The sequence below is a fragment of the Bradyrhizobium sp. GW821-FHT13H05 genome (assembly GCF_058804065.1).
Genome location: NZ_JBXAPO010000006.1, coordinates 72167 through 84623, shown reverse-complemented (window position 1 = coordinate 84623; position 12457 = coordinate 72167). Strand labels below are relative to the sequence as shown.

Here is a 12457-nt window from a genome sequence, read left to right as displayed (position 1 = left end):
TTTATCAGTCCAGCTCGGTCACGGCCTGCGCGAGCAACTTGCAGCCGCGTTCGATCTGCGCGGGCTCCAGCGCCGAATAGCCCATGACCAGGCCGACACTCTTCTGCGTCCGGCGGGGGCCGACCAGCAGTGCGGATACAGGATAGATGCCGACGCCCTTGGCGCGCGCGGCGTCGACCAACGCGGCCTCGCGCTTCTGCGGCAAATCGTCGAACCACGCCACCACGTGCAGGCCGGCGGCGGTGCCCTCGATCCTGATGTGATCGCCGAACCGGCGATGCAGGGCGTCGAGCAGCGCCTGCTGGCGCTCGGCGTTGCGCCGGCGCACGCGCCTGACGTGCCTGTCATAGGCGCCGCTCTCGAGCATCGCGGCGAGCGCGTCCTGCTCGATGAGCGGCGTGTGCCGGTCCATGATCTGCTTGGCGGCGGAGAACAGGGATCGCAGGCCTGCGGGCACGACCAGGTAGCCGATCCGCAGGGTCGGCGAGAGCGTCTTGGAGACAGTACCGAGATAGATCACGTTGTCGCTGCCTTCCAGCGCATGCAGCGGCGGGATCGGTTTTGTGTCGTAGCGATACTCGCTGTCGTAATCGTCCTCGATCACATAGGCGTCGGCTTTCCTGGCCCAGGCCAGCAATTGGTGCCGGCGTCCGACCGGCATGACGCCGCCGAGCGGATATTGATGCGACGGCGTCACATAAGCGAGGCGGGCATGGAGGCCGTCGAGCCGTTCGGTCTGAAGGCCTTCCGCATCCACCGGGATCGGCACAGTCTCGGCGCCCGTCGCCGCAAAAGTGTGTCGCGCCATCTGGTAGCCGGGATCTTCCATGACGAAGCGGTCGCCGGAATCGAGCAGCAGGCGCGCGCAGATGTCGAGACCCTGTTGCGAGCCGTTAACGACGATGATCTGGTCGAGCTCGCAGCGGACGCTACGCGACCGCCACAGATAGGCCTGAAGCGCGGTGCGCAGCCGCAGCGAGCCGCAGGGATCGTCATAGGCCAGCCGTTCGGGCTTCCGCGCCATCGCTGCGATCACGGCCTTCTTCCATGCCTGCACCGGGAAATCCGACGGCGAGAGCTCGCCATAGCGGAAGTTCGCAATGAGCCTGCGCGGCGGCTCGGTCCAGCGCGGCGGGTCCTGCCGCAGGCGCTCGCCGAAGGCCGACAGCTGCATTTTGCGCGCCGGCGGACGGGAGGAGGCGCGCGCGTGTCCGGGCGTAACGACGGCGCGGGCCACGCGCGGCCTGGCACCGTGGCGCGTCTCGATAAAGCCTTCGGCCGCGAGTTGCTCGTAGGCCACCGTTACCGTCGAGCGCGCGACGCCCATCTCGCCGGCGAGCGCGCGCGAGGACGGCAGCAAGCCGTCCTTGCCATACACAAGCGCCATGATCTGATCCCGCAGCGCCTCGTAGATCTCGCGTGCGCCCATGCGGCCGCCGCTGCGCCCGGTCTTCGTCGTCATCCCGATCATCCACATTCCAGGCGGGTATCCGTCCGAGTGTGGTTCTAATCCTGTTCACCGAGAGTTTCGACGTAAGCCTTGCCGTAGGGATAAAAATGCTCCTTGCGGCCCTGGTCCCAGAGCGCCTTGAGCCCGGGCGCCGTGATGTCCCAATCCGGGCGGCAGGTCATGCTGACGGCGCGCAGGTCCTGACGGAGCTCCTCGATGGTCGGGCGTCCGAAGAACCAGTAGCCGTTGTAGATCTTGTGAATGCGGAGGCGGGGCTCCAGCACGATGACATGCGGGATCATCGGATTGTGGACGGGATCGGTGTATTCGGCGATGTCGAGGTCCTTCTGGATGATCCGCCTGGAATCCGAGAGGAAAGGCCAATGCGCTCCCACGCCGCTGCGATATTCACTGGTCTGGGTGATGTTGTCGGTGGTGATCGTGACCAGCCGGCAATAGCCGACCTCCATCTCGCGATGGAGTTGCAGCAGTCCTTCGGCCTGGCGACGATCCTTCGGGCAGAAGCCGCCGCGACCGAGGACGACGATCATGGGATCGCCCCCCTGCAATTCGGAGAGTTTTCGGTGCTTGCCGGTGTGGTCGCTGAGTTCGTAATCCGGGAAGGTCACTCCCGGCGTCATGTCGCTTCGCATCAAACTCTCCCATGTCTTTCGCGGATGTGCGGATCGCTTCACAGATCGATGACGATGTCGCCTTGCGGGCGTGCGCAGCAGATCAGAACGTTGCCGTCCGCCGGCGGATCGAGCGGATCGGGCGCGTAAGCGACCTCTCCGGCGACGAGTCCGCTCTCGCAGTTATGGCAGACCCCCGTGCGGCACGACCAGCGAACGGGGACGTCGCACGCTTCGGCCAGCTCGAGCAGGCTGGCATAGGCCGGTCCCCAGCAGACATTGAGGCCGCTGCGGGCGAATGACACCTTTGGGCCAGGGCCGGCTGCACCGGCTGGCATATGCGCTTGTACCTTCGGCGCAGCTGCGATGCCGGGTGTCAGGGATGGCTTGCTGCCGAACAGCTCGGTGTGGATGCGATCGGGTGCAACGCCCAACGAAGAAAGGCCGGCGGTGAGGTCGTCCATGAAGACGGCCGGTCCGCACAGGTAGAAGTCGCCGTCGCGCGGCACGTTGAGCTGTTCGAGCAGGCGCTGATCGAGGTGTCCGGCACTGTCGAAATCCGTACCGGGACGATCAGCCGGATCGGGCGCGCTGTAACAGACATGGCTATGATGGTGAGCGAGCCCGGCGAGCAGCCCGCGCGCCTCGGCGGCAAACGGATGTTCGCGGCCGTTGCGGGTGCCGTGCAGCCACCAGATGTCTTGCGTCGCCCCTTGCGCGGCGAGGGCGTGGAGCATCGCGAGCACCGGCGTCACGCCGATGCCGGCACTCAGCAGGATAATCGGCCTCGCATCCTGGCGGAGTGTGAAGCTGCCGCGTGGCGCACCGAGCTCGACGACGTCGCCAGTTTTGAGCTCATCGGCGACATAGCCGCTCGCCGCGCCGTGCGCCTCCCGCTTGATGCTGATGCGATAGGACGCCGCATCGGTGCGGCGCGACAGCGAATAGCTGCGCGTCATCGCGGATGGTCCAAGGCGCACGACGACGAACTGACCGGGCAGGGCGGTGGTGACAGGGCCTCCGTCGGCGGGTTCGAGGATCAGCGAGGTCACGCTGCCGCTTTCGGCGATCTTGCGCGAGACGCGAAACGGCCTGAAGCCGTGCCAGGCCGGAGGCGGGCTTGCGGCGGGGCCGAGCCCGGCGTTTCCTGTGGCCGGCTCGTCCTTTTGCGCGAGCAGCGCCGCGAAGGAACGGCGCCAGCCGCGGCTCAGCGCCGGAATTTTCAGCGCGCGCTCCAGGCGCTCGCGCGGGTGAGGTGGCAGGTAAAGCAGCGCGTTGATCTCGAACACGCTCATGCTTTCGGGGCCTCTTGCGACCTGCGCGATCTCGTCGCCGGCCTCGACGTCGCCTTCCTCGATCACACGCAAATAGAAACCGGGCCGGCCGTGCTTGACGAGCAGCGCGGCCATGTCCGGCTCCTCCATGCGAATGCCGAGCCGGTAACAGGTGACACGCGGCTGCGTTACTTCGAAAACCGCCGATCCGATCCGGTAGCGGTCTCCGATGCACACGTTCGTGTCGGCGAGGCCCTCGACGGTAAAATTCTCACCGAATTGTCCGGGGACGAGATTCGATCGCCCCAGTTGTTCCTGCCAGTATTGATAGGACTCCTGCTGGTAGACGTAGACGGCGCGCTGCTCGCCGCCGTGACCCGCGGTGTCGCCCTGGCCGTCGCCGTCGATGTTGAGCCGGCGGACCCTGCGCGGTCCGTTGACGGGCGCCTTCCAGATGCCGGTATGCACGGTCCTGCCTTGCCAGGCGACGTCGCGCGGCAGGCCGACATTGACGGAGAGCAGACGGGCCATGGACGTTCCCCGACGTAGCCAACTGCGCAACCCGGCGAATTCCCGATTGCTGCACCCTCAATCTGCATCCAGATCGGATATTTTGCGCGTTAGTGGTTGTTAGACGTTGCTAGAGTGCCTTGCTACCGGCCGTCCAGGCTCCGATTTGAACAGCGGGGACGGCAGACAGGAGAGCGCGATGGACGATCAGGCGATACGGGCAGCGCTCCGGCGCCATTGGGATGCCTCGGACGCGAACGATTTCGAGGCCGAGCATGACATCTATCGCGACGATGCCGTGCTTGACTATCCGCAATCGGGCGAGCGGATTCATGGTCGCCGCAGCATTCAGGAAAGCCGCTTCGTGCAGCCGAACAAGAAGCGCTTCACGGTTCGGCGCATCATCGGCGGCGGCGATCTCTGGGTCAGCGAGTTCGTGCTGAGCTATGACGGGGTGCCGTCCTACGTCGTCAGCATCATGGAATTCCGCGATGGCCTCGTGGCGCACGAAACGCAATATTTTGGCGAGAGGTTCGATCCGTCACCATCGCGCGCGCATTTGGTTGAGGTCGTGAGGTAGGAGCGGTGTTCGTGCCCACACTCCGTCATTGCGAGCGCAGCGAAGCAATCCAGAGTGTTTCCGCGGAGGGATTCTGGATTGCTTCGCTGCGCTCGCAATGACGACGTGGAAACAGCGCGTCCGAGACACGCGCACCGTCGCTTAACCAAACGTCGGAACATGGAACCGATGCGGCGGCTGGTCGCAGGCTTCCCGCCTTGATTCCGGCGCCCCCGGCTTTATGTCTGGGGAGAACAAGAATCCGGGCCCCTCTGGCGAGGACGCCGACGAATGTCGGCAAAACCTCGCGATGTCGGATGACCTGTCCCGCGCGAATGCGATGGATCGGCCGATCGTCGGGCCTTCTTGAGTTCCTTCCGACCCAATCGTCCCCATCGCAGCTCCGCGCGGCCATTTCGCAAATTGAGGAGCAGTGATGTCTGACGCCAAATACGCAAATCCCATCGAACTCGAGATCACCGAACCGTCCCGCCTGAACGAGCAGGCCGCGGTGGCGCTGGTGATCGCCGGTGCGCTCGTCGCGGTGGCCGACCGCCGGGTCTCACCGGTCGAGCGCGACGAGGTGATCCGCTTCATCAGGGATCGCGGATTGGCGCCGCACGTCAGCGACGAACGGCTGTTTGCGATGTTCGACGAGCTGGCGGAACGATTGGAGGAGCCGGACTTTGCCAATGTGGTGATCGATACGCTGCGTCCGGTCTCCAACATGTCGCTCTCGGCGCATCTGATGGAGCTGTCGGAGCGTGTTGCGGCCGCGGACGAGGACGTGCATCCCCATGAAGTGCAGGCGATCAAGCTGTTGCGCCTGCTGACGCTGGTGCTGCCGCGCGCAAAACAGGTCGGGACGGGTGCGGTGAGCACCGCCCCAAAGGAGTGAGCATGAGCGCAGCTTCGGACGAGCGTACGACGGGGACCGAGGGCGCCACCGGTCAGATGGCTGGCGGCGATCCGCGGCTCGACAAGCTCGTCCATCGCCTGCCGCCGCGCGTCAGTGACGCCGTCACCTATCTGCTGAAGCCATCCAGCCGCTGGGTGAGGATCCCCTCGGGCGCGCTGCTCGTGGCCGGCGGCGTGCTCTCCATCCTGCCGGTGCTCGGCATCTGGATGCTGCCGCTCGGCCTCGCGCTGCTGGCCGAGGACGTGCCGGCATTGCGCTCCTCCCGTTCAAAGGTCTTCGACTGGATCGAACGCCGCAAGCCGCAATGGCTGGATCCGTCCGCTCCGAAAAAATGATCAATCATGATTGAATTCATCACCGCCGACGCGCTGTCCGCGCTGCTTCAAGTTGTCCTGATCGACCTCGTCCTCGCCGGTGATAACGCCGTCGTTATCGGCCTTGCCGCCGCCGGCCTGCCGGCCGAGCAACGCCGCCGCGCCATCGTCGTCGGCATCGTTGCTGCCACCGCCCTGCGCATCGTCTTTGCCGGCGTCGCGACCCAGCTGCTGCAAGTGATCGGCCTGCTGCTCGCCGGCGGTGTGCTGCTGCTCTGGGTGTGCTGGAAGATGTGGCGCGAGCTGCGCGAGCAGGCGGCCCATGCGAGTCAGCTTGCATTCAACCATGGCGGCGGTGGAAGCGTTGCGTCCGCGCCGCGGAAAACCTTTGGTCAGGCCGCGGCGCAGATCGTCGCCGCCGACGTTTCGATGTCGCTGGACAACGTGCTGGCGGTCGCAGGCGCCGCGCGCGAGCATCCCTACATCCTGGTCTTCGGCCTGGTGCTGTCGGTCGCCCTGATGGGCGTCGCGGCCGATCTGCTCGGCCGCGTGCTCCAGAAACAGCGCTGGATCGCCTATGTTGGTCTCGCCATCATCGTTTACGTCGCCTTCGAGATGATCTATCGCGGCTCGCTCGAGCTTGCGCCGGTCATCGCAAGCCTCTAAGGCGACGATCTCTGCGCGCAATCCGGAGTGATCCATGACGTCTGAACCCAAAGCACCTTCGGCGGCGCCTGTGCCGCCTCCGCCGATCGGCCTGTTTGCCCAGGTCATCTTTGGCTCGCGCTGGCTGCAGGTGCCGCTCTATGTCGGCCTCATCATCGCGCAAGCCGTCTACGTGCTGCTGTTCCTGAAAGAGCTCTGGCATCTGGTCGTCCACTCGTTCGACGCCAGCGAGCAGCAGATCATGCTGGTCGTGCTCGGGCTGATCGACGTCGTGATGATCTCGAACCTTCTGATCATGGTGATCGTCGGCGGCTACGAGACCTTCGTCTCGCGCTTGAACCTGAGCGGCCATCCCGACGAGCCTGAGTGGCTCAGCCACGTCAATGCCAGCGTGCTCAAGATCAAGCTTGCGATGGCGATCATCGGCATCTCCTCGATCTCGCTGCTCAGAACCTTCATCGAGGCTGGCAATCTCGGTACGACGCGCAGCAACTTCACCGAGACCGGCGTGATGTGGCAGGTGCTGATCCACCTGACCTTCATCGTCTCCGCGATCGGCATCGCCTGGGTCGACCGTCTCGGCGAGAGCGGGCACCGCAAGGAGGCCGGTCACGGCTGAATGTAGCGCCTAGCCGGCCAGATCCAGGTCGGCGAGGGGCGGCGAGGCGGTTTCCCCGGTGCGGAGCGAGCGGCTCGCGACCGCGCGGTTTCGGCCGGTGTCCTTGGCATGGTAGAGCGCGATGTCGGCCTCGCGGACCAGCATGATGTCGTCGGCGCAGTCCGCGTCCTTGTCCGCGTCCTTGGCGGCGACTCCGATGCTGATGCTGACATGGCCGCGCGGCGCAGCCGGATGGCGGATGTCGAGCGCCCTGATCGACTGCCGCAACTGCTCGGCGATCTCCAGCGCTTGCCCCTCCGTCGTGCCAGGAAGCACGATCGCGAATTCCTCGCCGCCATAGCGTGCGGCCTGTCCGCCGGTGCCGGTGCTGGCGGTGACGCGCTCGATCACGCCGGCGATCTGGCGCAGGCAGGCATCGCCGGCCTGGTGCCCCAGCGTGTCGTTGAAACCTTTGAAATGATCGATGTCGATCATCAGCACCGATAGAAGCGGATTGCGCGCATAGGCCTCGCGCAGGAAACTGTCGAAGCTGCGGCGATTGGCGAGCCGCGTCAGGCCATCGGTGGTGGCGAGCTGCGCGAGGCGACGATTCGCGGTCGAGAGCTCCTCTTCGAGCAGCTTGCGCTGCGTGATGTCGCGCAGCACCGCGACGGTTTCGATCCCGCCGGTACCCAATCCGTGGGCGGGGCGGAAGTTGGATTCCAGCCAGACCACCGCGCCGTCGGGTCGCCTGACGCGGAAGGTGATGGAGCGCGTACGACCGCTATCGTCGAGGAATTCTGCGCTCCTCGCCACCATCTCGCGGTCGTCGGGGTGGACGAGGGCAAGGCAGGAGCGGCCGAGCACCATGTCCTCGGTCATGCCGAGTGCCGCATGGACTGATTGCGAAACGTAACGGCAAATCCCTTCGGCATCGAGCACGACGACGATGTCGGCGATGTTGTCGGCGAGCAGGCGATAGCGTTCCTCGCGTTCGCGCAGCGATTGTTCGAGATGCGAGCGGTAGCGGAATTGCCGCGCCAGCAGCACCGCGGTGCCGGCGACCACGAGCAGGAAGAACGCGGCCACCAGGGCGTCCCATTGCAGGTTCTGGTACCATCCGCCGAGGATCTGCGCCTCCGATCGTGCGACCGTGACGACGATGGGATAGCGCGCGCTCTGCTCGTAACCGAAATACTTGCCGATCCCGTCGAACGGCGAGGTGATCCTGTAGTAGCCGGCGGTGCTCTGCTTCAGCCGGGTCTGGAACAGCGGCGTGCCGGAGAGGTCGCGGCCGGTGGAGACCGACGGCCAGCGGACCAGCACCTTACCTTCGCCGGTGATCAGGCTGATGGCGCCATGCTCGCCGACCCAGAACGAACGGTAGAAGTCGCCGAAATAGTCGCACGGGATCGTCGCCATGACGATGCCGGAAAACTCACCGCTCACGGCGTCACTGATGCGCTTCGACAGCACGAGGGTCGGCTGTCCCGTGGTCCGCGAGTCGAGAGGTCCGCTGATATGCAGACCGGAGTCCGGGTTGTCCCGGTGAAAGCGGAAATAATCGCGGTCGGCATTGTTATGGGACGGAAGCGTCCCGAAGCTCGAATAAATCGCCTCGCCGTTGCGATCGAGCACCTTGAGCTCGCGGAGCTGGGGCAGCGACCGCACCGTGCTTGCCAGATGGGCGGTGAGCCGCGCCGCGCTTTCGGGCTTGCGGTATTTCAGGAGATCCGCAATGCCGTTCATCGCGACGTCGGGCGCCTGGAACGAATGCACGGCATGCTGGGCGAGCGAATGCACGAGGTTCTGGATGTCTTCCTCGTTGCGCGTCAGCACCGTGTTGCGGCCGAGCGTCGCCTTCCATGCGACGAGCCCGAGCACGCACGCGCTCATCAGCACGACGAAGGCCCAGATGACCATGGTCGGGTGGTGCTGGATCTTGGCATGAAGACGTTTCGACGGCATCGGGCTGTTCCGGATTGATCCCGGCCACGATCGCCAAGCCGTATTTCCGAGTGGCTAATTTCCCCCGGTGCGCAGGACGGAAACTCACCGCGTCATTAACGGTGCGTGCAGGCAGTCGTCGGAAACAGGCAAAGTGCCCGTGTTTGACCGGAGACCTTTCAAAGGTGCGGGCGCTCGTCCACAAAATCACGGGCCTGCGCCAGCGTTCCGGATGGCATTTCGCCGAACGTCGTCTTGTAGAGTCTCGCGAATTCGCCCATGTGCCAGAAGCCGTTGGCGAGCGCCGCGGCCTTCACGGACATTCCGTCACCTCCGGTCATCAGCTGCGTGCGGGTCGACCACAGCCGCTTCAGCCTGAGATGCTGCTGCAGGCTGACGCCGTGCACCGCCTGTGTCGCGCTCTGGAGCGTGCGGACGGAGACGCCGAGCGTGTTGGCGAGGTCGCCGCTGTAGAGCGGGCTGCTGCCGGACAGCGTGGCCGCCTCGTCCAGCCGTGCGACCAGCTTGCGATGCTTGTCAAACGATCCGCGCCGGAGGTCTTGCGCATCGACGGGGGCAAGGGCGGCATCGAGGCTTGCGAGAAGCCTTTCCTGGATCGGCCGGTCGATGGCTTCGAATTGTCTGGGATCGTTGCACCGCGAGGCCAGGCAGAACATGTCGAGAATGGCCGCGCGCACGCGCGTCATCGAATCGTCGGCGAGGCGCGTGAATTCGAGCCCGGTCTCGTAATCCGCCCAGCCGCGATGGCGCATGTCGGAGTTGAAGCGCAGCATCAGATAGGTGTTGGGATGCTGCTCGACCGCCTCGGTGGCGACCTTGCCGCGCACGATCCCGATCATCGAATTGTCGATCTCGCGCCCGTTGGCGGTGAAATGACAGGCGAGCGGGATGACGAGGCCGACGCCGTGGTCGGTGCCGACATTGGCCTGAAGCCGCCGGGCGAACGTCCGCTGCAGCACGAAGAGACCGTCCTGGAGCGGCAGGATGGCGCGATGCAGCGAGAACTGGCGCGGCTCGAGCGGTGTGCTGGTGCCGCCGCCCAGCACCTCGCTCGGACGAAAGGACTCGAAGTCGCTGTAGTGCTCGATGCTCAGCACTCGCGACGGCTTGAGCCAACGTACCGGCATCTCGGGGCCCCAGTCATTTGCGGCGATCGTGCCGGCGCGTCGTCGACCTCGCGCGCGGCATCGGCCGGAAACGTTGCCGGAGCAACCGTGCTTGGCGCAAGTCCGCAAGACCACGGGCATGGTCGCTGCGCTGCCGTGCCGAGACGCTATGACGTCTGCGGATAAGCCGCGTTCTCGCGCCGCTCGCGCTCGCCCAATTCGCGCACCAGCTCCTGGAGGAAGGACTCGGTGTAGGCGGGCAGGGTGCGCTCGGCGCGGACATAGATGCCGAGGTCCGACCAGACCGGGCTGCCGGCATTGTCGAGCGGCAGGAAGACGAGCTGGCTGTCGCGCGACAGCCGCCCGATGCCGAGCTGGGTCTGGAAGGCGACGCCGACGCCGCGTGCGGCGAGCTCACGCATCAAGTCGATCGAATTGGCCTGGATGGCCGGCTCCGGCGTCTCGGAGAGCTGCGCAATCAGCGGCTGGAGCAGATGATAGATCGACAGCTCCGGCAGCGCGTGGATGACGGGGAAGGCGAGGCACTGCGTCAGCGTGACCGTCTTGCGGCGCGCCAGCGGATGCTCGCGCGCGACCACCGCGCCGAGGCGAAACCGCTTCAAGGCGACCTGGCGCAGATCCGGCGGGTGCCGCAGCGCCATGGCGATCCCGATGTCGGCCTCGCCGCGGCTGAGGGCCTCCAGCACGTCGGACGATCCCTTGACCTCGGTCGTAAAGCTGACGCGCCGGGCCCGGCCGCGATGCGAGGCGATCAGATCCGGCAGCACCGATTCAGTGAGCGACTCGATGCAGGCGATGCTGACGGTGCCATGCCAGGCGCCGGACAGGGAGGCGACGTCCGAGCGGAAGCGGTCGAGGTCCTGGAGCACGTTCATGACGTGCCGGGCCAGCATCTCGCCGACCGTTGTCAGCGTGAGGCCGCGCGCATTGCGCTCGAACAAGGGCGATCCAACTTCTTGTTCGAGCTTGAGAATTTGGCGGCTGACTGCCGAGGAGGCGACGTTCAGGACGCGCGCCGCGGCCCGGATCGAGCCAGTGCGGCGGACGGCATGGAAATACTGGATGGCCGGTGAGTGAAAGCGCATGGGACCCCCCGGCCTGACTATAGCTGTTGCCGAAACGGCATCAACCCGTACGAATCTCTCTGCTTTTCGAGAGCGCTGCTCGCCTCTAGGTTGGGCGTCGGCGCGGCTGGGTCCCCATGGGCCCGGCCAGGCCTCGCGCAACGACGCGGCGGGGGATTTTGGGGTGAACGAGAACATCGCTTGCGAGCAGGAGCACGGGCTGGACACCCGTCTGGTCGATCGCCGTCGGGCAGCCGCCTATGTCGGCGTCACCGCGGGCCGCTTCGAACAATTGGTGCGCGACAATGTCGTGCCGCCGCCCGTCCTGGTGGACAACAAGCGGCGCTGGCCGATCGCATTGCTCGACGTCGCCAAGGACGCGGTCGTCAGCAGCATGCCGTGCCTGCCACCTGTCATGGTCGAGGCCGTGCCGGAGGCGCGCCCCTGCGAGCGGGACCCGGCGCCGATCACACACGAGCTGCCCGACCAGGCGTGGTTCGAGCAGCGCGCGCGGTTTGTGCAACGCGTGCGCCGGTCGCTGCTCTCGGGCAACGAGATCCGCCTCTTGCGCGAGTTCAAGCTGCTCAAGCAGAACCAGATCAGCATGTTCGGCTACTATGGCAGCTTCGAAGCGCTGATGGTGCGCGGCTATATCGTCGAGATCGACCGCAAGCCACCGTCAAGCCGCCCGCTGGTGACCTATCGCCTGACCGACCGCGGCGAGCAGGTGGTGTCGGCGCTCAAGGACGAGCCGCTGATCTGACCTGCTATTTGAGAATCTCGCAAACCGTCGGATGCGATCCGATCGACGGTCGCGCGTCTGCGGCCGAGATGCCGTGCCACCACGCTTCCAGCGCATCGCGCGCGCAGCCGAGCTTGACGCTCATGCCGCCGGCGAATTTGATCCAGTCGGCGAAATGGTCCTTGCCGACCGCGATCACGACGGGAATGTCGGCGTCGAGCGCGCGCTCGATCAAGTGGCACAGCCCCTTGCCGTCGCGCTCGCGCTTGCCGAAACGGTTGATGACGACCAGGTCGGCGCCGTGAGCCAGCGCGCCCGCGATGCGCATCCCGGCATTTTGCAGCCGTGCGAGATCGAGCCGGCAGCCTTGCGCGGCTGGATCGAAATCCTGCGCCAGCAGAAGCTTCTCGCCGCTGTGAAGCAGCACTGCGGATAGACTTGAGTCCGCGCACTGGCCGGCCTGCACCATGCCGATGACGCGAAAGCCGCGTGCAATCAGATCGGCCGCAAAGTCACGCAGGACGGCGTCGGGGTCCTGATGCGGTTCGTAGACGAGGGCGGCGAGGTCGCATTGCGCGTCGAACATGGTTCGCCTCTGTTTCGTTGCAAAGTGAAGCGGGGCCGCAGCCTTTCT

General features: G+C 65.6%; 13 protein-coding genes. 6 read left to right on the top strand and 7 right to left on the bottom strand.

Translation table 11 applies throughout. The annotated features are described in order from the left end of the window. Nucleotides 1-4 precede the first annotated feature (4 nt). Genes pdxR through AC1RR3_RS19940 form a run of 3 tightly spaced genes read right to left on the bottom strand, consistent with a single transcriptional unit; the run spans nucleotide 5 to nucleotide 3887 of the window. A complete protein-coding gene (gene pdxR / locus AC1RR3_RS19950; RefSeq protein ID WP_492824813.1) occupies nucleotides 5-1471 on the bottom strand; it encodes a MocR-like pyridoxine biosynthesis transcription factor PdxR in 1467 nt (488 codons plus the stop codon). A gap of 35 nt (nucleotides 1472-1506) precedes the next feature. After that, the gene (locus tag AC1RR3_RS19945; protein WP_492824812.1) at nucleotides 1507-2103 is read right to left on the bottom strand and encodes a redoxin domain-containing protein; all 597 of its coding nucleotides are present in this window, start codon (nucleotides 2101-2103) and stop codon (nucleotides 1507-1509) included. A 38-nt stretch (nucleotides 2104-2141) separates the two neighbouring features. Further along, nucleotides 2142-3887: an MOSC domain-containing protein gene (locus AC1RR3_RS19940; RefSeq protein ID WP_492824811.1), complete on the bottom strand. Its 1746-nt coding sequence runs from the start codon at nucleotides 3885-3887 to the stop codon at nucleotides 2142-2144. A gap of 178 nt (nucleotides 3888-4065) precedes the next feature. Between AC1RR3_RS19940 and AC1RR3_RS19935 the strand changes: the two genes are divergently transcribed. From AC1RR3_RS19935 to AC1RR3_RS19915, 5 genes are all read left to right on the top strand, one after another. After that, a complete protein-coding gene (locus AC1RR3_RS19935) occupies nucleotides 4066-4446 on the top strand; it encodes a nuclear transport factor 2 family protein (RefSeq protein ID WP_492824810.1) in 381 nt (126 codons plus the stop codon). A gap of 415 nt (nucleotides 4447-4861) precedes the next feature. Then, complete coding sequence (locus tag AC1RR3_RS19930) at nucleotides 4862-5323, top strand: TerB family tellurite resistance protein (RefSeq protein WP_492824809.1); 462 nt, start codon at nucleotides 4862-4864, stop codon at nucleotides 5321-5323. Between the two features lie 2 nt (nucleotides 5324-5325). After that, the gene (locus tag AC1RR3_RS19925) at nucleotides 5326-5679 is read left to right on the top strand and encodes a hypothetical protein (RefSeq protein WP_492824808.1); all 354 of its coding nucleotides are present in this window, start codon (nucleotides 5326-5328) and stop codon (nucleotides 5677-5679) included. A 6-nt stretch (nucleotides 5680-5685) separates the two neighbouring features. Continuing rightward, on the top strand, nucleotides 5686-6324 hold the full coding sequence (locus AC1RR3_RS19920) for a TerC family protein (protein WP_492824807.1): 639 nt from the start codon (nucleotides 5686-5688) through the stop codon (nucleotides 6322-6324). Between the two features lie 34 nt (nucleotides 6325-6358). Beyond that, nucleotides 6359-6943, top strand: a complete 585-nt coding sequence (locus AC1RR3_RS19915) for a TIGR00645 family protein (protein ID WP_492824806.1) — start codon at nucleotides 6359-6361, stop codon at nucleotides 6941-6943. 9 nt (nucleotides 6944-6952) lie between these two features. On the opposite strand, the gene AC1RR3_RS19910 is transcribed toward AC1RR3_RS19915, so the two are convergent. From AC1RR3_RS19910 to AC1RR3_RS19900, 3 genes are all read right to left on the bottom strand, one after another. Continuing rightward, nucleotides 6953-8890: a sensor domain-containing diguanylate cyclase gene (locus tag AC1RR3_RS19910; protein ID WP_492824805.1), complete on the bottom strand. Its 1938-nt coding sequence runs from the start codon at nucleotides 8888-8890 to the stop codon at nucleotides 6953-6955. Nucleotides 8891-9048: 158 nt separating this feature from the next. Further along, nucleotides 9049-10017, bottom strand: coding sequence for an AraC family transcriptional regulator (locus AC1RR3_RS19905; RefSeq protein WP_492824804.1), 969 nt, complete (start codon nucleotides 10015-10017; stop codon nucleotides 9049-9051). Between the two features lie 146 nt (nucleotides 10018-10163). Next, nucleotides 10164-11102: a LysR family transcriptional regulator gene (locus AC1RR3_RS19900; protein ID WP_492824803.1), complete on the bottom strand. Its 939-nt coding sequence runs from the start codon at nucleotides 11100-11102 to the stop codon at nucleotides 10164-10166. Nucleotides 11103-11265: 163 nt separating this feature from the next. On the opposite strand from AC1RR3_RS19900, the gene AC1RR3_RS19895 reads away from it, so the two are divergent. After that, nucleotides 11266-11844, top strand: coding sequence for a hypothetical protein (locus tag AC1RR3_RS19895; RefSeq protein ID WP_492824802.1), 579 nt, complete (start codon nucleotides 11266-11268; stop codon nucleotides 11842-11844). 4 nt (nucleotides 11845-11848) lie between these two features. On the opposite strand, the gene AC1RR3_RS19890 is transcribed toward AC1RR3_RS19895, so the two are convergent. Continuing rightward, nucleotides 11849-12409, bottom strand: coding sequence for a DUF2478 domain-containing protein (locus AC1RR3_RS19890; protein ID WP_492824801.1), 561 nt, complete (start codon nucleotides 12407-12409; stop codon nucleotides 11849-11851). Nucleotides 12410-12457 lie beyond the last annotated feature (48 nt).

Coding starts and splice junctions, on each gene's coding strand:
- AC1RR3_RS19900 (WP_492824803.1), bottom strand. CDS start 11,102: ATGCGCTTTCACTCACCGGCCATCCAGTATTTCCATGCCGTCCGCCGC.
- AC1RR3_RS19940 (WP_492824811.1), bottom strand. CDS start 3,887: ATGGCCCGTCTGCTCTCCGTCAATGTCGGCCTGCCGCGCGACGTCGCC.
- AC1RR3_RS19935 (WP_492824810.1), top strand. CDS start 4,066: ATGGACGATCAGGCGATACGGGCAGCGCTCCGGCGCCATTGGGATGCC.
- AC1RR3_RS19920 (WP_492824807.1), top strand. CDS start 5,686: ATGATTGAATTCATCACCGCCGACGCGCTGTCCGCGCTGCTTCAAGTT.
- AC1RR3_RS19890 (WP_492824801.1), bottom strand. CDS start 12,409: ATGTTCGACGCGCAATGCGACCTCGCCGCCCTCGTCTACGAACCGCAT.
- pdxR (WP_492824813.1), bottom strand. CDS start 1,471: ATGATCGGGATGACGACGAAGACCGGGCGCAGCGGCGGCCGCATGGGC.
- AC1RR3_RS19925 (WP_492824808.1), top strand. CDS start 5,326: ATGAGCGCAGCTTCGGACGAGCGTACGACGGGGACCGAGGGCGCCACC.
- AC1RR3_RS19930 (WP_492824809.1), top strand. CDS start 4,862: ATGTCTGACGCCAAATACGCAAATCCCATCGAACTCGAGATCACCGAA.
- AC1RR3_RS19910 (WP_492824805.1), bottom strand. CDS start 8,890: ATGCCGTCGAAACGTCTTCATGCCAAGATCCAGCACCACCCGACCATG.
- AC1RR3_RS19945 (WP_492824812.1), bottom strand. CDS start 2,103: ATGCGAAGCGACATGACGCCGGGAGTGACCTTCCCGGATTACGAACTC.
- AC1RR3_RS19915 (WP_492824806.1), top strand. CDS start 6,359: ATGACGTCTGAACCCAAAGCACCTTCGGCGGCGCCTGTGCCGCCTCCG.
- AC1RR3_RS19905 (WP_492824804.1), bottom strand. CDS start 10,017: ATGCCGGTACGTTGGCTCAAGCCGTCGCGAGTGCTGAGCATCGAGCAC.